Raw genomic sequence first — 23,801 nt, 5'->3', positions numbered from 1 at the left:
AATACATAAGGGGAAATCATGGCTCATAAGAAAGGTACGGGTAGTACGCGTAACGGACGCGATTCTAATGCTCAACGCCTGGGCGTAAAACGCTTTGGTGGTCAAGCTGTACGTGCAGGAAACATTTTAGTGCGTCAACGTGGTACAAAGTTTCATCCTGGTAACAATGTTGGGATTGGCAACGATGACACCTTGTTTGCTTTAGTTGATGGCGTAGTTACTTTTGAAAGAAAGGGCAAAACCCGGAAAAAAGTCAGCGTTTATCCAGCGGTTGCTGCTGAAGCAGTGGCAAGTTAAATATTGGTCAGTTGTCATTAGACATAGCAGTAAAAAAATGTAGAGACGTTCCATGGAACGTTTCTACAATGTTTCTGGATAATGCTTCTTGAAAGAAAGGTCGATGTCTATTAGTGATTTGTTTTTAAATTTACTACTGGCTACTAATTTAAATTAACCTGTCAAATAGGACACCTATTGCTAAACCTGCCAGTGAAAAAATCGAGGTGAACCAAAAAGCTCGACTTTCCTGGAAACCAGAGGCTTGAAAGTCTATCTTGACTAATATAGTTGCGGAAAGAATAAGTAACGTATCAAGAAATATCCGAAACCAAGCGATCATAATGAAGAATAGCAAAGCTGCTAAAACAGCTACACCAAAAGACCTCGCATTTGATTGAAACAAGATATTGTAATACTCTGTTAGTTTTGACCAAGGAGTAGTCAAGCTAACTAGTAAGAGTAAGATAGCAACTACAATAATTAACCACACAAACCAAGGTGCTTTTGTTTGGGATATTACCCAGCCCAAAGTACTGTAACTCAGTAGTACTAGTGCCAGGGAAAACCAAGGAACTTGTTTCAAATTTAACATGGATTGGTATCCCCAGTACTGGGTGCAGATATTATTACCAAGATTACAGCAGGGAACTCTTAACTCTTAACAGAGTTGAAACTCTCTTTTTATATAGCTTTGTTCTTAAAATTTGTACCTCCTGCAACCTGAAATCTGCTGTATGTAGAAAAACCAAAGGCTTTATTTTATAGAATAGCAGGCTGAAAATCCCAGGGATGTTCAAAAAAAGTTGAGGTTGTATTTATTTTTTGAATATCTTCCTTTAGACTCTAAGTCTATAATCCTGTTTTTTGCAGCCCCAATCCATAGGCGCTTATGCTGTCACCAACAAAGTCAATTAGTAAAGTATCAACCTTCCCGGACTTTTTTTGTAAAAATTAGTTAAATTATGATCTTAAACATTTGTAAACTGTTAGCAGTCGAGTAGCCGCGTGTCACATTTTATTAAGGTTAAGGACTGAATCATGAGAAAACTTGCTATCGTTGAGCGCGTATGCCTGATTGGACATATCGTGTCTATGGTATTTGGACTGGTAGGGATATTACTAGTTGTTCCTAATGCCGAAGTAATTTTGAATTTATCTGAGGTTGGACAGACAGTCATGCAATGGAGTATGGCTGGTGGCGGCGTAGCTTATATGATTTTGGGTGCGGTAGGTGTTTTCCTGTATGCTTACCGGACTTTGGGTTTAGGTCGCACCTTGGGGTTTCTGATCCCATCACTCGGAATTTCTTTGACCAGCGAATTACTGGGAACTAGCACGGGCTTTCCTTTTGGTCACTACAGCTACCTGAGTGGTTTAGGTTATAAAATTGCGGGTTTAGTACCATTCACAATTCCCTTGTCCTGGTTTTATGTGGGATGTGTGTCTTACCTGTTGGCGCGTGTCGGTTTAGAAGTAGACAAAAAACCGAGCTTGTTACGTCATCTTAGTGCGATCGCACTCGGTGCTTTATTGCTGACTTCTTGGGATTTTGTGCTTGACCCAGCCATGAGTCAAACCTCTCTTCCCTTCTGGTATTGGCAACAACCAGGGGCTTTCTTTGGGATGCCTTACCAAAACTTTGCTGGTTGGATGGGTACAGGTTCCTTGTTTATGACAGTAGCGGCGCTGTTATGGAGAAACAACCCACTGAAGTTAGAGCGATCACAACTCAATATTCCTTTGGTTGTTTATTTGGCTAACTTTGGTTTTGCCACAGTTATGAGCTTGGCTGCTGGTTTCTCCATTCCTGTATTGCTAGGCTTGGCACTGGGTGTTGCTCCTGCTGTGGCACTTTGGTTAAGAGGTCCAAGTGCATCTGCTGCTGTTGAACCAACCACCAAGGAAGTTTCCGTTGCCAGCGTTAAAGTCGCTTTCAAGTAAGCTGACCGAATTTGAGATTTTAAATTTTGAATTTTGGATTGAAAGATTCAAAATTTAAAATTTAAAATTTAAATGGGAATTAAGAATTAGGAATTACGAATTATTTTAATTTTTAATTCACGGCGGTACTAGTTTACATAAACTGTGGGAAAATTCAGTAATTTATAGTTATGCAGAGCAACTACTAAAAATTTTGATTATACAAAGCGCTATTTCCCTCCTATTACTACTTATCCAAGTTCCAGCAACAGCGATTCTACTTTCACGTCTGCTGAAAGGGCCAAGACGACATCCCCCGATTGAACCTGAACAACCAACGCTGGATATTTTGGGTAGTGTAAGTGTTGTTGTTCCCACACTCAATGAAGCACTGCGAATTAGTCCTCTGTTGGCTGGTTTAAGTCGGCAAAGCTACGAAGTCCGAGAAATTATTGTGGTTGATAGTAAGTCCCAAGATGGCACTCCCGACTTGGTAAAAGCTGCACAGCAAAAAGATCCCCGTTTTCGTCTGATGACGGATGATCCTTTACCCTCTGGATGGGTTGGTCGTCCTTGGGCGTTACATAACGGCTTTTTATTTAGTTCTGAGGGGAGTGAGTGGTTTTTGGGAATGGATGCGGATATCCAGCCCCATCCTGGCTTGGTAGCGAGTTTGGTGAAAACAGCCCAAGCTGAAGGTTATGATTTGGTTTCTCTTTCGCCTCAATTTATTCTCAAGTATCCAGGGGAGTGCTGGCTACAACCAGCTTTGTTGATGACGCTGCTATATAGATTTGATCCCACTGGCATTTACACAGAACAACCAGAACGGGTGATGGCTAATGGTCAGTGTTTTTTATGTCGGCGCTCGGTTTTAGGGGCTGTGAGTGGTTATAGCAGTGCTAAGGGTTCTTTTTGTGATGATGTGACTTTGGCGCGGCATATTGCGACTCAAGGCTTTAAGGTGGGCTTTTTGGATGGCGCAAAAGTACTGAAGGTGCGGATGTATGAGGGCGCAATGGAAACTTGGAAAGAGTGGGGGCGCAGTCTGGATTTGAAGGATGCTTCTTCCCGCGCTCAAATTTGGGGAGATTTATGGCTGTTGTCAGCCGTTCAAGGTTTGCCCATATTGATCTTACTTGCTTTTCTCCCCTTGCTCCCACTGCCGCCCCTGCTCCCCCTACACCTGTTATGGGGACTAAATATATTTTTATTGATAATTCGCTTTGCTTTATTATTAGCGATCGCTCCATCCTATGATCGCAACAGTGCTAAAGGTGGCTGGTTATTCTGGCTTTCCCCCTTGGCTGATCCCTTGGCTGTGCTACGAATCTTCTTATCTGCGTTTCGTACTCCGCGAGAGTGGCGCGGAAGAAAGTATGATACTCCAAGTTGCTAGTTAGGTAAAAGTTGACAGGTGAACCAGGGCGCAGAACAGGGGGTTTTCCCCATGTAGTCGCTTCGCCTTGCTGTAGGGTACGATGGTGTGCCTCTTATCTCCTTAGGAGACGCTACGCTTTGGTGATACAAAGGAGCTATACGCTAACACCAAAAGTGTGCCTCCGGCATCACCCGGAGGGTGATAGAAAAAAAACGGAGTTTAATCAGGAATATTACTAATTACCAATTACCCATTACCACCCTAAACTAGATAACTAGTACACAACGGCGTAAGTCAACAAACCATTAAAAATTCCTGAAAAGCTTTTTTAATGTGCTTTTTTAATTTTTAATTTTTAATTAATTCCCAGAACGCCATACTAGCAACTTGGGTTATTAAAAGTTCCCTATTAAAAGTTCCCTATTAAAAGTTCCCTATTAAGAGTTCCCTATTAAGAGTTTACTCACTAACAACTTCGGTTAGTAGTTAGCCATAATCTCCTGGTTGCAGAATAATCACTCCTAATTATTAGGAATGTTTGATTTTTGCACCAACAAAATGCTGGAAAATTTGCATTTCCTTAGCTAGTGCATTATTTTCAACGATTGCAGGCAGTTACAAACTTATCTTGGTAGGCTTCTGATTTATAGCAGCAGATCAATTTTTGATTAAAACTTACCAACTTAGTAGAGAATTTACGGTCAATTTTCAGTTCAAAAAACTCATGCAATTGACACAAGATAACGAACAATGAATACCTCCCCAATTCAATCCTATCAAAAAGATATTCTGATAGTTGACGATACCCTAAATAATTTACGTTTATTAGATACTATCCTCACGAAAAATGGCTATTCTGTTCGCAAAGCATTGGATGGAAAAATGGCTATAACTGCGTGTAAAAATCGTTTGCCAGATTTAGTTTTACTGGATATTATGATGCCGGATATGGATGGATATACAGTTTGTCTGCTACTAAAATCTGATGAAAAAACTAGTAAGATTCCAGTTATTTTTTTAAGCGCTATCGATGATGTTTTAGATAAAGTCAAAGCTTTTCAAGTTGGTGGTGTTGACTATATTACTAAGCCATTTCAAGCTGAAGAAGTTGTAATTAGGGTGAAAAATCAATTGGCATTAAGAGCAGCAGAACAAAAAATTTTGAATTTAAATATTGAATTGGAACAAAAAGTTCAAGAGCGAACTTTACAGTTACAAATAGCTAATCAAGACCTCAAGCGAGAATTATGGGAGCGACAGCAATTAGAAAATAAACTACTGTATAGAGCTTTACATGATCCGCTCACTAATTTATCTAATCGAACTTTGTTAATGGAACAGTTAGAGATAGCACTGAAACTAAGTAAGGTGAAATTTGATTATCAATTTGCAATTTTATTTTTAGACTGTGATCGCTTTAAAGTTATTAATGATTCTCTGGGACATTTAATAGGAGATGAATTATTAATTGCAATTGCTAATAGACTACAAACCCTGATGAGAAATAAAGATATTTTAGCTAGGTTAGGTGGTGATGAATTTGCTATTTTATTAGATAATGTTGCAGATATTAGCTATGTAAAACTAGTAGCAGATAAAATTTTACAAGAGCTTTCAGCACCTTTTCAATTATCGAGAGGCGAAGTTTTTATTAGTGCTAGTATTGGAATTGTTTTAAGTAATAGTGACTATAATAAACCTCAAGAATTGCTGCGAGATGCTGACACTGCAATGTATAAAGCTAAATCACAAGGCAAGTCTAGATATTGTGTCTTTACTCATGATATGTATCAACAAGCTCTGAAAATTTTACAGTTAGAAAATGATTTAAAAAGGGCAATTGAACGACAAGAATTTATTATTTATTATCAGCCAATAGTTTCTCTATCCACCGGAAAAATTAGCGGATTTGAAGCACTTGTACGCTGGCAGCATCCGACTCAGGGTCTGGTTTCTCCGGGGGAATTTATTCCCGTGGCGGAAGAAACAGGTTTAATTGCAGCTATAGATACGTGGGTATTACAAACAGCTTGCCGTCAGCTACGTAATTGGCAGGAACAAAAAATCATTAGTGAAGATATTTCAATTAGCGTTAATCTTTCAGTCAAATTATTTTCTCATCCCAACTTACTAGAAATAATTGATCGGGCTTGGCGAGAAATTAAATTAAATCCGCAAAACTTAAAACTGGAAATTACTGAAAGTGCCATTATGGAAAACATTAAAGCAACAGCAGCAATTATGCAACAACTGCGAAAATGTAAAATTGACTTATCTATTGATGATTTTGGGACGGGATATTCTTCTCTAAGCTATTTGCATAGATTTCCAGTAAATATTCTCAAGATTGATCAATCTTTTGTACATGACTTAGAGAAAAAGCCCAAGAATATAGGTTTAATTTCTACTATGATTAATCTTGCTCACACAAGTGAGATGAAAGCAGTAGCTGAAGGGATAGAAACCCCATTTCAGCTAGAGAAACTGCGAAATTTAGGCTGTGATTTCGGTCAGGGTTATTTGTTTTCTCAACCGTTAGCAGCCAAATCAGTTTTGGATCTGCTTGCGTCTGCACCGCAATGGTAATGATTTATTTTCAGTCAGTTTCAGTTCCTACTTGATCACCTCGTTCTAATTCCCAGAGAATTTGATTACCTTCTCTTCGTACCCGTGAAACTATCCAGTTTCGCCAACGCCACTGGTCTCCCCGACTGGTGACAGCACTAGCGTGGACATCCATAAGGTCTGCTAGTTCTGAACTAGTAATTAAGTAGCCTTTTTCAGCAATTTCGTCAGCAACCCGCAGAGTTTCAACCAAGTTACGGAGTTGTAAAACCCTCATCTCAGGTGGTTTGTCGTCGTTTGTCGTCGCAGCGGACGCTGTAGATGGTTCCATAGTGGTTATCTCTAATGGAAAAGTACTGCTTTCCGGGATGTTTTCGTTAATTTTTGTAGAGTTTAGTGGAGAATCAGATACTTTTGCTACATTTATTGCATTTGTATTGGGTAAGGTTTGGTAAGCATTTCCAGACGATAATTGTTGAAGAGATGGGATTTTGCCGCTGGCAAAGGAGCGAGCAATCACATCACAACGTTCGTTACCTATGTTACCAGAATGTCCGCGCACGTGTTGCCATTTTACGAGTCGGCTGTTGAGTTCATCAAGAGTTTCTAAAAGGTCTTGGTTTTGGACTGGGTTCCCATCTGACTTTTTCCAGCCTTTCTTTTTCCAGCCTTGCATCCATTTGGTAACGGAGTTGATCAGATATTCGCTATCGGTGTAGAGAGTAATAGGTTCGGTTTGTCCAGATGTTTTCAGGAATTGCAGGGCTGCGATCGCTGCTTGCATTTCCATTTTATTATTGGTGGTATGACGTGAGGCATCGCCCATTTCGTGAATTGAGCCATCATTGAAGTAGACAACAACAGCCCAACCGCCAGGACCAGGATTGCCGGTGCAAGCACCATCTGTATATATGCTTTGAATTATAGGTTGGGTAAACATACTAGAAGTATTAAACTGCAAAGGACACGAACAAAAAAGTAATTAGTGACAAGTTTTGGTCAATAATATTCAGGTTATTATAGTTAATAATCAGCTTTTTCAACTTTGTTTAAAATTTTTATAACGGCTGCCAAAATTACTTCTTATTGATCTATCCACACAAATTGATTATTTATAATTTTCCATAACTTGTTTTATGAAATCATGCCAAATTTGATTTGGAAGCCAAACTTGATGTAAAGCTATTTTTGCTTCTGCATCGCTACTACCTTTACATAACCGATGATAAAGATACATAAAAGCAGAAACTCTTTTATTAGCAATACAGTGGACAAATATTTTTTGATTAGCATTCGCTTCCATAATGCTAAAAAACTCTGTCACATTCTCAATAGTGGGATTTTCCCAAACTACAGGAATGTTTATATATTTCATACCTTGATCTTCCACAATTTCTTCTTCATCAGGTAAAGCATTAGGTGATGTTGGCAGTGCTAAATTGATAATTAATTGATATCCGGCTTGTTTAATTGCTGTAAATTGTTCTATTGTCGGTTGTCCAGAAGTAGCAATTAAATTGGATATTTGCAGAAAGTTGTATATATCTTTAATACCATTGATAGACATAATGCAAATTTTCATGACTTAGGTTTAGGTTTAGGTTTAAATTTCATACAAATCACCATTTTTATGTGTGAAAATCCATCCCCCATCATCACTGGATTTAGCAATTAAATCATCATCTGGATAGTACACTTCTTCTCCAGGGCTTCTATCTCCAACTTCCAAATAAATTGCCATTGCTTGAGATTTATTCAAAAGTTGATGTCCATTTGCTTCTCCTGCTGGGAAACCTGCCATCATTCCCGGTGTGAGAATTTGCTCACCTGCATTAGTAATTAAAGTTATTTCCCCTTGAATAATATAAATAAACTCATCTTGCTGAGTATGCCAATGTCTCAATGCTGAACAGCTTCCTGGAGTCAGAGTGACTAAGTTAACACCAAAATTTTTCAGTCCCGCCGCGTTTCCTAAAGCTTGTTTGACTCGTCCTGCAATTCGAGATTTAAATACAACTGGATAAACAGAAGTTGTTCGACGAGGTACATTATCTGGATTAATAATCATTTTAGTATTCCTCCGATAACTGATAATGACGGTGCATTAATTTAATGCCATTTACATCATATGTAAAACCCCAACGCTCATAAAAGGGAATCATTTCTGCTAAACAGTAAAGAGCCATATTTTCCACTTCTTGCAACTGAGGATGATTAATAACTTCATCTAACAATTTAGCACCAAAACCCATTTCTCTATAGTTAGGTTTAATAATTACGTCATAAAGAGTTCCTCGATAAACAAAATCTGTTAGGACGCGACAAAAACCAATTAATTCTTCGTTATCACCTACCAAAGCAATTATTATATCTGATGCCTTTAGCATCTTGACAACACCCTGGTATTTACGATTTTTGCTCCAGAATTCATTTTTGTATAATTCTACAAGTTCATAAACTTGGGTTTCAGTTAACTGGTTAACGACTTTATAATTCATGGCTTATTCTGAATGAATTTAATTTACAGCAAGAATTTTAATATTAATCAAATTGTTAAATGTGCAACTTGTATCAATATAATATACAATTTATATCAATCAAATCATTCTATGGAATCTAGTGATATGACGCAACTAACTTTAGTAATTGGTAATAAAAATTATTCATCTTGGTCACTTCGTCCTTGGCTGGTGATGAAGCACTTTAATTTGCCATTTCAAGAAATTCGTATTCCTCTCTATACTCCAGACTCATTATCACAACTTCAGCAATATTCTCCATCTGGAAAAGTACCAGTGTTGTTACACGATAATGAAACGGTATGGGATTCTTTAGCTATTTGTGAATATCTAGCGGAAACATTTCCCCATTTACACTGCTGGCCAGAGGATAAATCCACCAGAACATTAGCTCGTTCTATCAGTGCAGAAATGCACTCTGGTTTTCAAACTTTGCGTCAAAATATGTCGATGAACTGCCGTACTAAATACCCTGGTAAAGGTTTAGTTTCAGGTGTTCAACAAGACATTGATCGCATCACCGATATTTGGCAAGAATGTCGGCAAAAATTTAGCGTGGGTGGTGATTTTTTGTTTGGTAATTTTACTATTGCTGATGCCATGTTTGCTCCTATTGCATTGAGATTTGTCACCTATGATGTACAGATAGATCCAGTTTCCAGGGATTATGTAGAAGCTATTTTATCATTACCTGCAATACAAGAATGGATCACAGCAGCCAAAAGTGAGACAGAAGTAATCTCCAAGTTCGAGTTTTAGCTATTTCACAATTCACTAAAATCTATAGGAATCATAAATGATATCTGATAGCTTGCGTGGCGTAGCCATAAAATTTTAAGTCTCGTAGGGTGGGCATTGCCCACCGCTGCAATGGTGTATATTTCAAAAATCAAATATTATTCCTATAATTTTATGAGATGTTTCCGACTGATTTACCATTTGCACAGTTTTAAAATGCAGTTTTTGAAGCAAAATCATATTTGATTAATCAACCAACTTCTGCATTTTACTCAATGGCGTTGATAAACCATCGATACTCATAATATTTTTCTGCTGTTGATATTCTCTAATTCCCTCTTCCCCTTTTTTACTAGCCCAATTGACTAAAGTTGACCTTTGTCCTTGATATTCATACAGCGGCACACCAAAACCACAGGAAGTTTGTACACGTTCAATATCTGCAACAATAATTTGTCGATTTCCGGGTATAGGAGGAAACAAAGCATAGAGAGTATTCCAGTCAGAAGAATCTGGTAAAATTGTTTTTCCATGACCATAAAGACGGAGAATAGAAGCAGGTTCTTGAAAAGCGCAAAACATAAAGGTTATGCGTCCATTTTCCTGCAAATGAGCGGATGTTTCATTACCACTACCTGTTACATCCAAATAACCAACTCGGTTAGGTGAAAGGATGCGAAAGCTTTCTAAACCTTTGGGAGAAAGGTTAACATGACCAGTAGAACTCAAAGGTGCAGAACCTACAAAAAACAGGTGTTGGGCTGCAATAAAGTTTTGCAGTTCTTCTGTAATACAGTTAAAAACTTTAGACATAACCGATATGATAGTTTTGGCAATTTTTTGATTTTATTCAATTCCATTAAATTTTAACTTTAACTTGATATGTCGTCAATTTTTTTGCCTCCACCTATTCAAAAAATTAATAGTGAAATAGCGGCTAATGTAGGTGTTAAGTTATCTATTTTACGTCTTGATCTCATGCATCCCGAAGTTAACGGTAATAAATGGTTTAAGTTGAAGTATAACTTGGCGGAAGCTAAAGAGAAAAATATCTCAACCATCCTTACCTTTGGTGGTGCTTATTCTAACCATATTTATGCTACCGCAGCCGCAGGTAAAATATTTGGTTTCCGCACTATTGGGGTAATTCGTGGACAAGAAAATAGACCTCTAAATCATACTTTACAATTTGCATTAGCACAGGGAATGCAATTAGTATATATTGATCGTCAAACCTACAAACAAAAGAATACAGCGGAATTTCAGGAGAATTTACAACGAAGGTTTGGGGAAGTATTTATTATTCCTGAAGGTGGTTGTAACTTGAATGGTGTACATGGTTGTATAGAGATATTACAAACGGTTAAAGAATTTAACACTATCTGTTTAGCTTGCGGTACAGGAACAACACTGGCAGGTATGACACTATCATTAAATCAACAACAAAAAGTGATTGGTTTTCCTGTATTAAAAGGTGGTGAGTTTCTCAAAGAAGATATCAATAACCTATTAACAAATTATATTAATTCTGGATTACCTGCACCAGTAAATTCTCCTGCACCTTGGGAACTGGTGTGTAATTACCATTTTAGTGGTTATGCTAAAGTAAAAGATGAATTAAAGCTATTTTGTCATAATTTCCAGCAAGAACACAACATACCGCTAGATTATATATACACGGGAAAAATGTTTTATGGAATCATAGATTTAATCAAACAAGGTTTTTTTGAATCGGAATCTTTGCTTTTAGTACATACCGGCGGGTTACAGGGTAATTTCGGATTAAGAAAATATTTAGATCTCACTAATTTTCCGTAATTAGAAATATCCTGTCTGATAACTATAAATATCGATTTTTTTAAAATTAGTAGGGAGAAATATTCATGGTTACAGTATCTCCAAAGAAGAAAGCAAATTATCCACCAGGACCAAAAACTCATCCTTTATTGGGTATCTTACCAGAATATGCAGCAGACCCCATTGGGTTTATGAGTCGTTCGGCTCAAGAATATGGTGATATTGTCCATTGGAAAGGTCCGACATTGTCATTTTATCAACTTAATCACCCCGATTATATTGAAGAATTGCTGGTTAAAAAGAATAGTCTATTTACCAAACATCAAACTTTTCACATTTTGCGGAAAATTTGGGGGAATGGACTATTAGTAAGTGACGGAGAATTTTGGCAACGTCAAAGACGATTAATGCAACCAGCTTTCCACCGAGAACAGATTTTTGCCTATGGTGAAGTCATGGTTGATTACACCAAGCGGTTGTTAAAAAATTGGCATGAGGACGAAATTCGAGATGTTCATGAAGACATGATGCACCTCACTTTAGAAATTGTTGCCAAAACTTTATTTGGAACTGAATTGTTAGAGGATGTAACACAGGTAGAAAAGGCTATGCAGATCAGCATAGAATATTTTGAAGCCCGCAACAGTAATATGTTGTTATATTTAACTCCTGAGTGGCTTCCTATTCCTCTAAACTTGCGATTTAAAAAGGCAGTACAACAGTTTGATCAATTGATTTATCGCATCATTCAAGAAAAAAGAGAAAGTGGTGAAACTGCCCATGATTTGCTATCCATGCTGTTACATATTCAAGATGAAGATGGAACTCGCATGAGTGATAAACAAATCCGAGATGAATTGATAACCTTATTAATTGCAGGTCATGAAACTACTGCTTTAGCATTGTCTTGGACTTGGTATTTATTATCTCAACATCCCGAAGTTGAGCAAAAGTTATTAACAGAATTACAGACTGTTTTAGCTGGAAGAACACCAACGTTTGCTGATTTACCCAAGTTAATTTACACAGAAAGGGTAATTATGGAAGTAATGCGATTATACCCACCTGTTTGGGCTATGAGTCGCCAAGCTTTGCAAGACTGTGAAATTGCTGGGTATCCTATACGTACTGGTGATGGAGTTGTTATCAGTCCATGGGTAATGCACCGTGATTCAAGGTATTTTGAACAACCAGAAGTTTTCAATCCTGATAGATGGGCAAATGATTTTGTCAAAAAAATACCAACTTTTGCGTATTTTCCCTTTAGTGGTGGTCCTAGGGTTTGTATTGGTCAATCTTTTGCGAAAATGGAAGCTGTATTATTGTTAGCAACTATCGCCCAGCAATTTAAATTAACACTAGTCCCAAATCAAGAAATTGTACCTTGGACAGCTTTTACACTGCGTCCTAAATATGGGGTAAAGATGTTACTAAATCAGCGGTAATGGCTTATGTAAGTTAACAATAGCCAAAGTTAACTAAGTGCATATACTAGTGGCAGTTACTGAAAATCTCCTCCTTTTTCAGGTGCTTTATGTCGTGTTCGCTTAAAGACTTGTAATTAGGGTTTGCTGAAAAAGTCTTTCCGTTAGGGGTTAGGAGTCAGGAGTCAGGAGTCAGGAGTCAGGAGGAAGAATTAGAAGCAGCTTTTGAATAGTTGCTTTGGCGGAAAAGTGATAAGTTTTTGATGGGTAAAATGTCTATTCCTTGCACCAACTTAACCTTTTTTACCCCTGAATCCCTTGATTTATCTAGGTTTTACATTTATTCAGCAAGCCCTAATTAGGGCTGACGCGTCCCCACGCGGTTCCCTAATGATAAGTAGTCAACCGGACACGATACTAAGTATGTCTTAATACCCATACTTTACTGAATTGAAAATGGCTATAAGTAATTAAGCAAACCTAATATTAGTAGTACTTTTATTTATCCAAAACTAACTATTATAAGTATATATACGCTATTGTCTAGGTATATATCTTTTATTTTTTTAGACTCTCAATCATAAATTCTAGAAACTTTAGTACTAATGAATTAATATCAACCTGATGTCAAGCAAGAATGAAGAACTTTGTTTACATTTTAAAGAGTACATGAAAAATCTCAGTACTTAAGTATTTTTATCAGGATAAGCTATATATTAGTAACCAGGAATAAATGATGTTAGCTACTCAGGGATTAAAAGAAATGCAAAGCAATCGTAATTTGACTAAAGAATCAACTCAAGTTTCTACCAATACCAATAATTCTAGCCAACAAGTTCAACATATCTATACTTTAGAACACTTGGTTAAAACATTAGAAGAAGTGGCTAATCACCTAGCAGCAAATTAGCAAAGCTTCTGCAACAGCGACAAGGAAAGAAATTTTCTTTCCTTCTTTGTTGGCAAAGGGGCAATGAATTGCTATTTTTTCACTATACTAAAGTTAGTATATATTTATTTTTGGTAATCTTAAGCATGAAGGTTGGCTTGTTCTTGTAACCAAGAATCTACAGGTTGTCCATCTTTGCGTTTGAGTTCTATTTCTATTACCATCACTTCTTTAGAACCTGGAGGTGCGGGTTTTTGATGAAAAACTATCTCATACTCTAGGGGGTTTTGATTATGTTCTCTTAACCAATCTTGGACTTTTGTTAAAGCAAAAAATGATTGTCCTTGGGCAAACATTTGGGTAATTTGCATTTGTAGGGTGTAAGGGTTGATGCGTCCCATTTTTTTGACTCCTTTGATTATGATTATCTCACGCAGAGGCGCAGAGAGAAAGATGAGTTTAATTTTTGATTATTCTTCTGCGTTAAAATCTACTTTATCATAAATATCTGCTAATAATATTTGGCAGGAAATAGATGCTAGATTTAAGCTATGGATGTGCGGGGTTTACAAACTGAAAATCGGCGCATTCTTGATATTTTGCAAAATCGTCCTCCTGAGCAGAAATCTTGATTTTTACTTACTTTTCAATATGTATTTTTATATCCCTGACTTATTAAAAAAGCTGGGGATATATTTTAAAAATTTGTTAATTAATAAAAATTTGCATGAATTGGCGGTAGATTTATGAAAGAATAATTGACTGGAGTTTAGACTAAATTGGTTATATTCAAGAAAAAAAAGGAGTCTGATTGAATACAGTCTCCCTTTTGACAGAAACTGAGAGAAATCCGGGCTAACTCTGACTCGCCAATATGAAACGTGCCAGAGAAACGTGCCAGATTAGAAGAATTCCGTCAAGCCGCCTACAAACATCTATGTAGAGCTAAAGACGCTACCTTTGAATTGACAGATGCCATATTTATACAACACCCAAAATTGCCACCCCATACACTTTGCTTTAATTCAAAGTTATTACTTCTAAATTTTCTTAAATTTTTAAGAAGCAGATAAGTAAATTTTGAATTGTTTAGCGTTGGAGTTGAATATAGTTACTTACCTGTAGGTTATTAATAAGGGCTTTTCTCCGGATATAGGAGGTTAATACGCTTTTGCCGTAATGCTAATTCTTCTTTGTGCAGTTGCTCTAACTGCTCTACTATCTCTCCTTTTACCCCTATAATAGAAGCCATTTGTAGAATTTTTTTCTTTTCCTGTTCATGAATTTCTCCATCAGCAGCAGAAGCTCTAATTGCTGTGAGAAGTAAATCTCTTTGTGCGATAGATACTTGAGGAGAGCGAGCAATTACCTCTTCTATGTCTTCATCGGCTTCGTATGCTTTTAGCTCTTCAATTACCCAGTCTGCTACTCCCCAGGATGCACAGAATCCAATAGCCCAATCTTTTTCTTCCCTTGAGAGAACTCCATCTCCCTTCGCGCAACATAAAACTGATTTCATATAAATGCAACAATCTTCATCTGTAGGGATCTCACTAAAGCCAAAAAACCAATTAAATATCCAAGATTGACCAAGTTTTTTGATGTCAGACATAAATTTTCCTTCTTGTCTATTAAAACATGATTTCACTCTGGGATGTTATCATTACTAAGGAAAAAACACAAGGACAGTTTAGACTGTTAACAGAAAATATCTTAAACTGCAAATATTTACTAGCAAAAAGCCTAATATTAAAAATATATTAATCAATGCAAAAATTTGGGTAGGCAAGATACCTACCCCACAAACTCCTATTTCAACCCTGCTAATAAATCATTTTTCGCAGTTTCTAAAGCTTCTGGTAGTTTACTTGGATCTCTTCCCCCAGCTTGGGCTAAGTTGGGTTTTCCACCACCTCCACCTCCACATATTTTCGCTATAGTTCCCACAAATTTTCCAGCTTGTACACCTTTCTTATTCACTTCAGAACTGAAAGCTGCAACAATACTCACTTTCCCGGCTTCGGGAACTGAACCTAAAACCACCGCACCGTTACCGATTTTTTGCAGCAATCTTTCCGCAGCAGCTTTTAATGATTCTGCGTCAACATCATCCATTTGGGCGATAATGATTTTGTGTTCTCCGATAATTTCCGCAGTTTGTAATAAACTGTCAGATTTAACTATTGCTATTTGTGATTTTAGGCTTTGAATTTCTTTTTCGTTGTTGCGAAGTTCAGTTTGTAGAGTTGTGATTCTGTCGGGTATTTCTTCCGGTTTGACTTTAAAGCGATCGCTCAAATCTTTGACCACTTTATCACGCACATTCAAATAATCCAATATCGCCGCACCAGAAACCGCTTCTATTCTTCTTACCCCAGAAGCAACTCCCGCTTCTGAAATAATCTTGAAAACGCCAATTTCCGCAGTATTACTAACGTGAGTTCCCCCGCACAGTTCCATTGACACACCAGGGAAATCAATCACGCGCACATCATCACCGTACTTTTCCCCAAACATCGCAACTGCACCTTTAGCTTTTGCTTCTGCTAAGGGTAATACTTCGATTTTTGCAGAATGCGCTTCAGAAATCCAACTATTTACTAATTCTTCAATTTGCTGAACTTCATCCGCAGTTAAAGCACGGGGACAGTTAAAATCAAACCGCAATCTATCAAAAGAAACCAAAGAACCCGCTTGAGAAATTCCTTCATCAACAACTTTCTTTAATGCAGCTTGTAATAAATGAGTTGCTGTATGATTAGCTTGAGCGCGACGACGACAAGCGGTGTCAATTTGTGCGGTTACATTGTCACCAATTCTAATTGTACCTCTTTCAATGCGTCCGAAATGAATAAAGAAATCGGATTCCTTTTTCACGTCTTCTATTCTGATTAAAATCCCATCACCAGAAATATATCCTTTATCGCCGATTTGTCCACCCGATTCAGCGTAAAAAGGAGTTTTGTCTAAAACAATTTGTACTTCTGTTCCTGCTTCTGCTGCTTCCTCAGAAACACCAGAAACTAACAAAACTTCGATTTTTGCTGTTGTTGCTGTTGCGGTATAACCGATAAATTCTGTAGAGTGAATATGTTCTGCAAGTTTATCCAAAGAACCTTGAACAGTTAAATCAATGGTTTCATGTGCAGCTTTTGCGCGTTCTACTTGTTTTTGCATTTCTGCATTGAAACCTTCAACATCAACAGTCAGATTATTTTCCTCTGCGACTTCTTGGGTTAATTCCAATGGGAAACCGTAGGTGTCATAGAGAGTAAAAGCACTTTCACCAGTAATAGATTTTTGTCCTTGCTGTTTTACGGTTTCGATAATTTCAGTTAACAGCTTTTCTCCTCTATCTAAAGTTTTGAGGAAATTCACTTCTTCCCGTTGCAATTCTGCTTTAATAGCAGCTTCCCTTTTTCGCAAATTTGGGTAAACTGATTCAGAAAGAGAAATTGCTGTTTCTGCAACTTGGTTGATAAATTCCCCAGAAATACCAATTAATCTGCCATGTCTAACGACACGACGAATGAGACGACGTAAAACGTAACCTCTACCAACATTAGAAGCGCGAATTTCATCGGCTATCATGTGAACAACAGAACGGACATGATCACCAATTACCTTTAATGAAATCTTGGTATTTTCATCACTTTGATGATAATCAATTTTGGCAATTTTCGCCGCTGTTTCAATAATCGGGAAAATCAAATCTGTTTCATAATTATTCGGCTTCTTTTGCAGGATTTGTGCCATTCTTTCCAAACCCATTCCCGTGTCAATATTCTGATTTTGCAACGGGGTTAAATTACCGGCAGCATCCCGATTATATTGCATAAATACCAAGTTATAAAACTCGATAAATCGGGAATCATCTTCTAAATCAATATGATCATCTCCTAATTCTGGGTGGAAGTCATAATAAATTTCTGAACAAGGGCCACAAGGGCCTGTAGGGCCAGATACCCAAAAGTTATCATCTGCACCCATGCGCTTGATGCGTTTTTCGGTTACACCAATATTATCGCGCCAAATTGCAAATGCTTCGTCATCTTCCTCAAATACGCTAACAACCAGATTTTGAGGAGAAATCCCAAAAACTTGAGTGGATAATTCCCAACCCCAAGCGATCGCTTGTGCTTTAAAATAATCACCAAAGCTAAAATTACCCAACATCTCAAAAAATGTATGGTGGCGTTTCGTCCGTCCCACATTTTCGATATCATTGGTACGGATACATTTCTGAGAAGTGGTAGCGCGTTTAAATTCCGGTGTCCGCTGTCCCAGGAATATCGGTTTAAATGGTAACATCCCCGCAATAGTCAGCAGTACAGTAGGATCTTCTGGAACCAGGGAAGCACTCGGAAGCGGTTGGTGTCCCCGTTGGGTGTAGAAGTCGAGAAATAAAGCGCGAATATCGTTACCGCTAAGATACTGGGGAGTTGAAGACATGAGTTTTTAAGAAATCAAATTTAATTAATGTGGGAAAATCGGCAAAAAGCATCATTACTATTTATAACTTATGCCAGGAAATATGAAATATGGTTTATTAAACTAACAAAGATTGAATAAATTTTACAAAATAGATGTTTCTTATAATTCTCCGCCTCCTGTTACCAGTGCTGAAGAAATATATTCAACCAAGATTTTAGTGTCTTAGCGCGTCGTTTAGCTGTTTCTTCTGAAAGTGATGGACATACTTCTAACAAGAATTGAGTCGCACTTTCGGGTTGAATATCTGAAAGGTTATTTACATTTTGCCAATTAAACCATGCTGATCCAACGTTTGATGATATAAATTGGTAAGCCAGAAATTTTATTTTTGCTTCATTTTGGAAACGATTAAGCATATAACAAGTTGTGGTTGGTCGCTCACGGTCATCTACAAGACCAAGAATTTCTACCGCTCTCCGATAGTACAGAAACTGTCTTTCGGTAATTCCATTTATTTCTAAAAACTTTTGTCTGACTATTGATGGAGATAATGGATATTGAATTAATAGAGATGCAAGATCTAAAACTCTTTCAAGATTATCAGCTTGGGGAACGTCATGAGATAGAACTCTAATATTATGCTGAAGAGACTCTTCAATTTTAGGAATATCTTCTGTAGAAATAGATTTAACAAAGTGTAGTTCTGTACTATTGGTAGAAACAGCCAAATTGACTCGAAGTTCGTTCTCTTTTAGTTTTGCTACACAATCTTGCCAACTATTAACTACAAATGGGTTACTTTCATTTTCTTGATCTTCTTTTGAGAGAAGAGATTTGATTGCAGTTGCAAGTAAATTTGATTGATTGGAATTTAGATCAATGTGAAGTACAGTTGTCCACGAGCCTGGAATTGCCTGTGGTGGAGCAAAAGTGGGAAGTTTAGTTATTTTATGAAAAATTGCATCTGCAATTTCTTGAACTAATTTCTCTAGCTGATCAATTACACTAGCGACAACTGACCAAGGTGGATTCTCTTCTGGTCCATCAATCCGAACTGCAACTGATAAACCATCTTCACCAAGGATTGTTCCCATCGCAGCAAGACATGAGGTAATTAATCGCCATATATTGTCTTGTACTTTATAATAACTTGCACCTGTATCCGAATTTAAGATTGCAGGATTATAGATTTTTTTGAGTAAATTACTGGCATCTGACCAAATACGTTGATCTGAGTATTTATGGTCTTGCTTTTTTCCTGCTATTTGAAAAAACGTCTCTAGTCCTTCCTTCCATTCCTCTTGTATATCTAAATCATCTACTCTATCTAGCACTAATTGAGTCAAAGATTTAAACTCTTTAAGTTGCTTTCTTGTACGAGGAGCTTTTGCATAATTTTCTCCCCAAGTGGAAATAAAATCTAGCGTCTGTTCAGAAATAAGAGGATTTTCTTCAACAAGACTCACCTTTAAAAAAGAGTCTAGTGAAGGACTTAATAAGGCAAAAATAGGTAATTCCCAATCTTTAATACAAGATATAAGCCCAATAATACTAATCCTTAATGGACTATCAGAAGTTATGTTATGTCGAGATAATATTGATGCGAGAAATAACCAAATTACATTATTGTTGACTTCTTCTGGAGCTTTTTTAAGAAGTTCACGTCCCAACATTCCCAAACCTATTTCTACAACTTGCTGTGATCCTAGTGCAAGCAAGGTTGCAAAATCTCGAACAGTCTCATCTACTTTTTTTAGATTAACAGATATTTTTGCAACTTCTTCTCTCGCTCCGTCGCTATCGCCGGAGTCTAAAAATTGTTGTACTTTAGTGAGAGTAGTTGTCATTCTGCTGATTTTTTAGGAATAAAAGTGATACCGCTCCGAATTTCAATGTCAACACGAGCATTGCTAACTGTACGCTTAGGATCTTGAAATGAGTGAGGTTGGGATTCTGGTCCCACACCACCTTGTTGACTAGCATTCTTAACGAAACGTTTAGCTTTAGCAAAAGCCTGTTTTCGTTCTGCTTTTTCAGAGTTAGTACATTCTCCTTCAATCTTAGCAAGAAATGATAATCCCTCTTCATCAGTAACAGGTTTGTCTTCTGCCCAAGCACGCGTGTAGCCTCCTTTCTTTGTAATATCATCTCCTTGAGCTTGTACTGCTCCACGGTAGGGTGCTTGGGAACTGGACATATTAAAGCCTGAAATCTAGCTAATTGACTGTCCCAAATCTTACCACAAATATACATAGGAAAATTTTATCTATGATTTGGGGATCAGATGGCTATTAAGTATTTTATGGGAAAATCCTAGGCTATTATTGGAGTTATAAGCCATTATTCTGAGAGCTACCGAACCTCCTTGCAGCATCATTCTATTTTTGCATTTTGTTTCAATTCCTTGCCAATGAAAGCATCTCAGTTTGGCAAAAATATTCGGGAAAGTATCTCAAAAGCAACTGCTTCAGTGTTTAGGACAGTCTTTGTGTACAAAAACTACCTATCTCCAATAGCTGATATGTTTCATGGAATTCTTATGACTCTAGTAGGATGATTAAACTTGCTTAAATCAATGATACTGAATCAGTGAAGGATTTTATTAAAAATAAGGTCATGTATGTATGGCGCTGAAAATAAAAGTATCGAATCTTGCTGGTGAAAAATGTGCAAAAACTATTACTGAGTCTATCCACACTATGATGCCTGATGCCAAAGTTGATGTTGATGTTCAGGCTAAGACTGTTACTGTTGAACCCACAGCTTCTGAATCTATCGCTTCTGAGGACTCAATCAAACAGGTAATCGTTGCGGCTGGATATCACATTGAAGGTTATTGAAAGTTTTTATAACTTTTAAAAAGTTAGCTAAATGGCAGACTACCTGACTAGCGGATAGCTTTTTGACAATCTTCAACCGAAACCCCTTGTCTCATTGCTTCCACCAAAGCTTGATAACCTTCCCAATGTTCCTGAATTAGATTTTTAGCTTGCAGCAAATAAAACCGTTGTTTTTGTTCAAAAACCTTCTCCTCAAAACCCAAAGCTGTTAAAAATTGATTTAACTTAGCTTTATCATCACCACCACCCTCAGCCGAGTTAAAAACCAGAGTTTCCGCCGCAATTCCCGCCATCCAAATATTACAATAGCGATCGCACATCGAGACTGTAATTTTCCCTTTTTCCAATTGTTTGGCAATTTCGCTATCTTCCAAAATCACCCCACCTTGTCCTGGTTGTCCTATTTTCCAAGCTTCCCACGCACTGAGAGTGTAGCCGGTGACAGGAATTCCCAACAGGTGAGCAACGAGAAAATGACCAGCTTCATGATGTATAATCCGTTCTCGATATCCTGGAGAAAATCGCGCTAACCAATCTAAAACTATCGTCCCTCCCTTCCCTTGTAAACTGAAGTTATCCAAAGTAGCAATACCCAAAAACGCCACAGTCACTAAAGCGGGTATTGTTGGTGACAGATGTACTAATGGTCCCAACAGAGTTGAGAGAGTCATGAGAAAGACAGAAATAGCAATTAGATTGATCGCAGTTTGGCTCATTTTCAGGTTTATGAATACAGATTAATCTTCCTTCATTTTAGATACTTTACAAAAGTCTGAGCTTGGGCTGATAGCCTGTGGTTTTGATACCAAGCATAAGCATTATCTGCAACTATCTGTCCTACTGATAAGTTCATACTATTTTGATACTTATCCGCCAGCCAGTAATGTTTACCTGCTTCCAGACCATCTACATCTTTACCTTCATACCATATACCTATCGGCAACAATTTGTGAGCGCAGTAAGCAGCAAAAATTCCTGATTTTGTCAAGTATTCAATTGAGTAATTAAAAAAACCTACCAAGGAAGTTGATAATAAACTGCTGATTTCTTGAGCAGACTTAACTCCCAAGCAAGTAACCGGAATATTATTCACTGGCTCAATTTCAAATTTTAGCGCCGGGCCAATATCTAATATTTCCTCAATTTCCAACTCTTGACAAGTCCGTTGTAATGCTAATAATGATTGTTGATAAACACGAGAACGTTGTCCCATACCACCAAAGACTACCAAACGTCGGGAACGTGATGATAAAGATGTGAGATATTCAGGTTCACCCACATTAGAAAAAACAGGTAAAGTCGGAATATCAAAATGCTTACCCTGACTGAATTTACTGATTATATCAGCATAACCTTGCTTACTAGTCAGAGTGCGATCGCTCAAACAAACCAAACGCGCTGCTAAATTTCTTTGCAGTGGTGATGTCCAAAACTGACTAGTCCAAATTGCACCAAAAGCATAGAGTTCGTGAAACATCGTCACCAAACGGCGATTATTACCCTGTTTTCGCCACTTTTCTAAACCTTCCACCAACCAAACTGGACAGCCTCTCCTGGCGTAACCATAGCCCACATAATGCAACAGCACAGTTTGTGCTGAGTTCTGTTGATGAGGTAATAATTCTAACAAAGCAGGATAGGAGCAATCAGCCACCTGCTTAACGGCAAATCCTTCTACAACCGCTTCACCAGACCAATTTGCATCTCCAATGATAAATTTTGTTACTACTCCAAAATCTTGACGCATTTGTTTGGCTAAATTCAGTCCATAGTCTCCCACTCCATCTACCGCCGGGGGTAGACGGGGAACAATTACAGTAATTACCATACTCCAGCTATACTAATTTTTACCACAATATTAAATTTTTTTTAGGCAACAAAACTCAAAATATCATACTTTCGGTTTAAGTACTGATGATGATATTGAATAAACAATACCATTAATCCCTTCGCTAACCTATGCCAAATACTCGCAAAATTCTCTCTATTGGTCACTCCTATGTGGTCAACCTGAACCGCCGATTAGTCAATGAAATAGCCCGTTTGGGACAGGACCAATGGGAAATAACAGCCGTTGCTCCGTCATTTATGCACGGCGATTTGCGACCTATGCACCTAGAAACCGACCCTAGTGAAATTTGTCATCTCGAACCAGTCCCCGTGTATAATAGCCAACGCATTCACATCATGACCTATGGTTGGCGACTGCGGGAAATTATGCAGCAAGGATGGGATTTAGTGCATTGTTGGGAGGAGCCATATATATTTGCAGGCGCACAAGTTGCTTGGTGGCTACCTGAAGGTACTCCATTAGTTTACAGAACCGCTCAAAGCCACTTTAAGCGATATCCACTACCCTTCAATTGGCTCGAAAACTATGCCATGAACCATGCAGCCGGCTGGATATGTAGCGGACAGACGGTTGCAGAAGCTTTAAAGCCTCGCCTGGGTTATTCACTGCCGATGCGACTAATTCCCCTGGGTGTCGATATTAACCATTTCTACCCCTCTATTGATGCCAAATACCAAATTCATCGTTTTCTAGGCTGGGAAGCACAAGAAACGCCTGTTATCGGCTATTTAGGAAGATTTACTGCGGCAAAAGGATTAGATTTGCTCATGAAGGTTTTGGATAGATTAGAAACTCCTTGGCGGGCTTTATTCGTTGGTACTGGTGTCCTGGAATCATCATTACGAACTTGGGCAAAGCGTTATCCTTCACAGGTGCGGATTTGCACAGATGTTAAACATAACCAAGTTCCCCAATACCTCAATGCTATGGATATGCTTGTCGCTCCCAGCCAAACTATGCCTAACTGGAAAGAACAGTTTGGAAGGATGCTAATTGAAGCCTTTGCTTGCGGTGTTCCTGTGATTGGTAGCGACAGTGGCGAAATTCCTTATGTAATAGACATCTCCGAAAAAGAATTAAATTATGGTATAAGAATATAAAAGTGTATTTTTTGGTAAGACGTTATGGGCAGTATATTTGAATATATTCAGAGCAATCCTCAC

At 37.8% G+C, this 23,801-nt stretch carries 23 protein-coding genes; 10 read left to right on the top strand and 13 right to left on the bottom strand.

Going from position 1 to position 23,801, the window contains the following annotated elements; all coding sequences use genetic code 11:
• The first annotated feature begins 18 nt into the window (after positions 1-18).
• On the top strand, positions 19-297 hold the full coding sequence (gene rpmA, locus H6G68_RS07120) for a 50S ribosomal protein L27 (protein WP_127054995.1): 279 nt from the start codon (positions 19-21) through the stop codon (positions 295-297).
• 148 nt (positions 298-445) lie between these two features.
• Here the strand turns inward: rpmA and H6G68_RS07115 are convergent, their stop codons facing one another.
• On the bottom strand, positions 446-871 hold the full coding sequence (locus tag H6G68_RS07115) for a hypothetical protein (protein ID WP_190906004.1): 426 nt from the start codon (positions 869-871) through the stop codon (positions 446-448).
• 446 nt (positions 872-1,317) lie between these two features.
• On the opposite strand from H6G68_RS07115, the gene cruF reads away from it, so the two are divergent.
• The 3 genes from cruF (at position 1,318) to H6G68_RS07100 (ending at position 6,166) form a co-directional block, all read left to right on the top strand.
• Positions 1,318-2,220 carry a gamma-carotene 1'-hydroxylase CruF gene (gene cruF / locus H6G68_RS07110; protein ID WP_190906003.1) on the top strand — a complete coding sequence of 301 codons (903 nt, stop codon included), beginning with the start codon at positions 1,318-1,320 and terminating at the stop codon, positions 2,218-2,220.
• 193 nt (positions 2,221-2,413) lie between these two features.
• On the top strand, positions 2,414-3,598 hold the full coding sequence (gene cruG / locus H6G68_RS07105; protein WP_190906002.1) for a 2'-O-glycosyltransferase CruG: 1,185 nt from the start codon (positions 2,414-2,416) through the stop codon (positions 3,596-3,598).
• A gap of 732 nt (positions 3,599-4,330) precedes the next feature.
• Positions 4,331-6,166: a two-component system response regulator gene (locus tag H6G68_RS07100; RefSeq protein WP_190906001.1), complete on the top strand. Its 1,836-nt coding sequence runs from the start codon at positions 4,331-4,333 to the stop codon at positions 6,164-6,166.
• Positions 6,167-6,176: 10 nt separating this feature from the next.
• Here the strand turns inward: H6G68_RS07100 and rnhA are convergent, their stop codons facing one another.
• The 4 genes from rnhA to H6G68_RS07080 all read right to left on the bottom strand — a co-directional run bounded on the left by rnhA (position 6,177) and on the right by H6G68_RS07080 (position 8,643).
• Positions 6,177-7,085 carry a ribonuclease HI gene (gene rnhA, locus H6G68_RS07095; RefSeq protein WP_190906000.1) on the bottom strand — a complete coding sequence of 303 codons (909 nt, stop codon included), beginning with the start codon at positions 7,083-7,085 and terminating at the stop codon, positions 6,177-6,179.
• Positions 7,086-7,253: 168 nt separating this feature from the next.
• On the bottom strand, positions 7,254-7,727 hold the full coding sequence (locus H6G68_RS07090) for a protein tyrosine phosphatase family protein (RefSeq protein WP_242045168.1): 474 nt from the start codon (positions 7,725-7,727) through the stop codon (positions 7,254-7,256).
• Between the two features lie 21 nt (positions 7,728-7,748).
• Positions 7,749-8,213, bottom strand: coding sequence for a cupin domain-containing protein (locus tag H6G68_RS07085; RefSeq protein WP_190905999.1), 465 nt, complete (start codon positions 8,211-8,213; stop codon positions 7,749-7,751).
• A gap of 1 nt (position 8,214) precedes the next feature.
• A complete protein-coding gene (locus H6G68_RS07080) occupies positions 8,215-8,643 on the bottom strand; it encodes a GNAT family N-acetyltransferase (RefSeq protein WP_190905998.1) in 429 nt (142 codons plus the stop codon).
• 126 nt (positions 8,644-8,769) lie between these two features.
• On the opposite strand from H6G68_RS07080, the gene H6G68_RS07075 reads away from it, so the two are divergent.
• On the top strand, positions 8,770-9,423 hold the full coding sequence (locus H6G68_RS07075) for a glutathione S-transferase family protein (RefSeq protein ID WP_190906099.1): 654 nt from the start codon (positions 8,770-8,772) through the stop codon (positions 9,421-9,423).
• Between the two features lie 225 nt (positions 9,424-9,648).
• Here the strand turns inward: H6G68_RS07075 and H6G68_RS07070 are convergent, their stop codons facing one another.
• Complete coding sequence (locus tag H6G68_RS07070) at positions 9,649-10,215, bottom strand: pyridoxamine 5'-phosphate oxidase family protein (RefSeq protein ID WP_190905997.1); 567 nt, start codon at positions 10,213-10,215, stop codon at positions 9,649-9,651.
• A 69-nt stretch (positions 10,216-10,284) separates the two neighbouring features.
• Between H6G68_RS07070 and H6G68_RS07065 the strand changes: the two genes are divergently transcribed.
• From H6G68_RS07065 to H6G68_RS07055, 3 genes are all read left to right on the top strand, one after another.
• A complete protein-coding gene (locus H6G68_RS07065) occupies positions 10,285-11,220 on the top strand; it encodes a 1-aminocyclopropane-1-carboxylate deaminase/D-cysteine desulfhydrase (protein ID WP_190905996.1) in 936 nt (311 codons plus the stop codon).
• Positions 11,221-11,285: 65 nt separating this feature from the next.
• Positions 11,286-12,644, top strand: coding sequence for a cytochrome P450 (locus H6G68_RS07060; RefSeq protein WP_190905995.1), 1,359 nt, complete (start codon positions 11,286-11,288; stop codon positions 12,642-12,644).
• A 712-nt stretch (positions 12,645-13,356) separates the two neighbouring features.
• The gene (locus H6G68_RS07055) at positions 13,357-13,533 is read left to right on the top strand and encodes a serine dehydratase (protein ID WP_190905994.1); all 177 of its coding nucleotides are present in this window, start codon (positions 13,357-13,359) and stop codon (positions 13,531-13,533) included.
• 119 nt (positions 13,534-13,652) lie between these two features.
• Here H6G68_RS07055 and H6G68_RS07050 read toward each other — a convergent pair whose 3' ends face one another.
• The 5 genes from H6G68_RS07050 to H6G68_RS07030 form a co-directional block, all read right to left on the bottom strand.
• The gene (locus tag H6G68_RS07050; RefSeq protein WP_190905993.1) at positions 13,653-13,913 is read right to left on the bottom strand and encodes a hypothetical protein; all 261 of its coding nucleotides are present in this window, start codon (positions 13,911-13,913) and stop codon (positions 13,653-13,655) included.
• A 728-nt stretch (positions 13,914-14,641) separates the two neighbouring features.
• Positions 14,642-15,124: a tellurite resistance TerB family protein gene (locus tag H6G68_RS07045; protein WP_016951900.1), complete on the bottom strand. Its 483-nt coding sequence runs from the start codon at positions 15,122-15,124 to the stop codon at positions 14,642-14,644.
• A 197-nt stretch (positions 15,125-15,321) separates the two neighbouring features.
• A complete protein-coding gene (gene alaS, locus H6G68_RS07040) occupies positions 15,322-17,964 on the bottom strand; it encodes an alanine--tRNA ligase (protein WP_190905992.1) in 2,643 nt (880 codons plus the stop codon).
• 161 nt (positions 17,965-18,125) lie between these two features.
• The gene (locus tag H6G68_RS07035) at positions 18,126-19,793 is read right to left on the bottom strand and encodes a DUF7226 domain-containing protein (RefSeq protein ID WP_190905991.1); all 1,668 of its coding nucleotides are present in this window, start codon (positions 19,791-19,793) and stop codon (positions 18,126-18,128) included.
• A complete protein-coding gene (locus H6G68_RS07030) occupies positions 19,790-20,143 on the bottom strand; it encodes a hypothetical protein (protein WP_190905990.1) in 354 nt (117 codons plus the stop codon). The genes H6G68_RS07035 and H6G68_RS07030 overlap by 4 nt, the downstream gene beginning before the upstream one ends.
• Positions 20,144-20,570: 427 nt before the next feature.
• Between H6G68_RS07030 and H6G68_RS07025 the strand changes: the two genes are divergently transcribed.
• On the top strand, positions 20,571-20,786 hold the full coding sequence (locus H6G68_RS07025) for a heavy-metal-associated domain-containing protein (protein WP_190905989.1): 216 nt from the start codon (positions 20,571-20,573) through the stop codon (positions 20,784-20,786).
• Positions 20,787-20,833: 47 nt separating this feature from the next.
• Here H6G68_RS07025 and H6G68_RS07020 read toward each other — a convergent pair whose 3' ends face one another.
• Complete coding sequence (locus H6G68_RS07020; protein ID WP_190905988.1) at positions 20,834-21,502, bottom strand: ATP-dependent Zn protease; 669 nt, start codon at positions 21,500-21,502, stop codon at positions 20,834-20,836.
• 32 nt (positions 21,503-21,534) lie between these two features.
• Entirely contained in the window at positions 21,535-22,614 is a 1,080-nt protein-coding gene (locus tag H6G68_RS07015) for a glycosyltransferase family 1 protein (protein WP_190905987.1), read from the bottom strand.
• Positions 22,615-22,745: 131 nt separating this feature from the next.
• Between H6G68_RS07015 and H6G68_RS07010 the strand changes: the two genes are divergently transcribed.
• Positions 22,746-23,738, top strand: coding sequence for a glycosyltransferase family 4 protein (locus H6G68_RS07010; protein ID WP_190905986.1), 993 nt, complete (start codon positions 22,746-22,748; stop codon positions 23,736-23,738).
• The last annotated feature ends 63 nt before the right edge of the window (positions 23,739-23,801 follow it).

The sequence above is a fragment of the Anabaena catenula FACHB-362 genome (assembly GCF_014698735.1).
Classification (GTDB): domain Bacteria; phylum Cyanobacteriota; class Cyanobacteriia; order Cyanobacteriales; family Nostocaceae; genus Anabaena; species Anabaena variabilis_A.
The sequence above is the reverse complement of the archived record's forward strand: the minus strand, read 5'-3'. Positions and strand labels throughout refer to the sequence as shown.

What these genes read in the sequence shown, in the direction of transcription:
- rpmA (WP_127054995.1), top strand. Translation starts at nt 19, where the DNA reads ATGGCTCATAAGAAAGGTACGGGTAGTACGCGTAACGGACGCGATTCT.
- H6G68_RS07115 (WP_190906004.1), bottom strand. Translation starts at nt 871, where the DNA reads ATGTTAAATTTGAAACAAGTTCCTTGGTTTTCCCTGGCACTAGTACTA.
- cruF (WP_190906003.1), top strand. Translation starts at nt 1,318, where the DNA reads ATGAGAAAACTTGCTATCGTTGAGCGCGTATGCCTGATTGGACATATC.
- H6G68_RS07100 (WP_190906001.1), top strand. Translation starts at nt 4,331, where the DNA reads ATGAATACCTCCCCAATTCAATCCTATCAAAAAGATATTCTGATAGTT.
- rnhA (WP_190906000.1), bottom strand. Translation starts at nt 7,085, where the DNA reads ATGTTTACCCAACCTATAATTCAAAGCATATATACAGATGGTGCTTGC.
- H6G68_RS07090 (WP_242045168.1), bottom strand. Translation starts at nt 7,727, where the DNA reads ATGAAAATTTGCATTATGTCTATCAATGGTATTAAAGATATATACAAC.
- H6G68_RS07085 (WP_190905999.1), bottom strand. Translation starts at nt 8,213, where the DNA reads ATGATTATTAATCCAGATAATGTACCTCGTCGAACAACTTCTGTTTAT.
- H6G68_RS07080 (WP_190905998.1), bottom strand. Translation starts at nt 8,643, where the DNA reads ATGAATTATAAAGTCGTTAACCAGTTAACTGAAACCCAAGTTTATGAA.
- H6G68_RS07075 (WP_190906099.1), top strand. Translation starts at nt 8,770, where the DNA reads ATGACGCAACTAACTTTAGTAATTGGTAATAAAAATTATTCATCTTGG.
- H6G68_RS07070 (WP_190905997.1), bottom strand. Translation starts at nt 10,215, where the DNA reads ATGTCTAAAGTTTTTAACTGTATTACAGAAGAACTGCAAAACTTTATT.
- H6G68_RS07065 (WP_190905996.1), top strand. Translation starts at nt 10,285, where the DNA reads ATGTCGTCAATTTTTTTGCCTCCACCTATTCAAAAAATTAATAGTGAA.
- H6G68_RS07060 (WP_190905995.1), top strand. Translation starts at nt 11,286, where the DNA reads ATGGTTACAGTATCTCCAAAGAAGAAAGCAAATTATCCACCAGGACCA.
- H6G68_RS07055 (WP_190905994.1), top strand. Translation starts at nt 13,357, where the DNA reads ATGATGTTAGCTACTCAGGGATTAAAAGAAATGCAAAGCAATCGTAAT.
- H6G68_RS07050 (WP_190905993.1), bottom strand. Translation starts at nt 13,913, where the DNA reads ATGGGACGCATCAACCCTTACACCCTACAAATGCAAATTACCCAAATG.
- H6G68_RS07045 (WP_016951900.1), bottom strand. Translation starts at nt 15,124, where the DNA reads ATGTCTGACATCAAAAAACTTGGTCAATCTTGGATATTTAATTGGTTT.
- alaS (WP_190905992.1), bottom strand. Translation starts at nt 17,964, where the DNA reads ATGTCTTCAACTCCCCAGTATCTTAGCGGTAACGATATTCGCGCTTTA.
- H6G68_RS07035 (WP_190905991.1), bottom strand. Translation starts at nt 19,793, where the DNA reads ATGACAACTACTCTCACTAAAGTACAACAATTTTTAGACTCCGGCGAT.
- H6G68_RS07030 (WP_190905990.1), bottom strand. Translation starts at nt 20,143, where the DNA reads ATGTCCAGTTCCCAAGCACCCTACCGTGGAGCAGTACAAGCTCAAGGA.
- H6G68_RS07025 (WP_190905989.1), top strand. Translation starts at nt 20,571, where the DNA reads ATGGCGCTGAAAATAAAAGTATCGAATCTTGCTGGTGAAAAATGTGCA.
- H6G68_RS07020 (WP_190905988.1), bottom strand. Translation starts at nt 21,502, where the DNA reads ATGAGCCAAACTGCGATCAATCTAATTGCTATTTCTGTCTTTCTCATG.
- H6G68_RS07015 (WP_190905987.1), bottom strand. Translation starts at nt 22,614, where the DNA reads ATGGTAATTACTGTAATTGTTCCCCGTCTACCCCCGGCGGTAGATGGA.
- H6G68_RS07010 (WP_190905986.1), top strand. Translation starts at nt 22,746, where the DNA reads ATGCCAAATACTCGCAAAATTCTCTCTATTGGTCACTCCTATGTGGTC.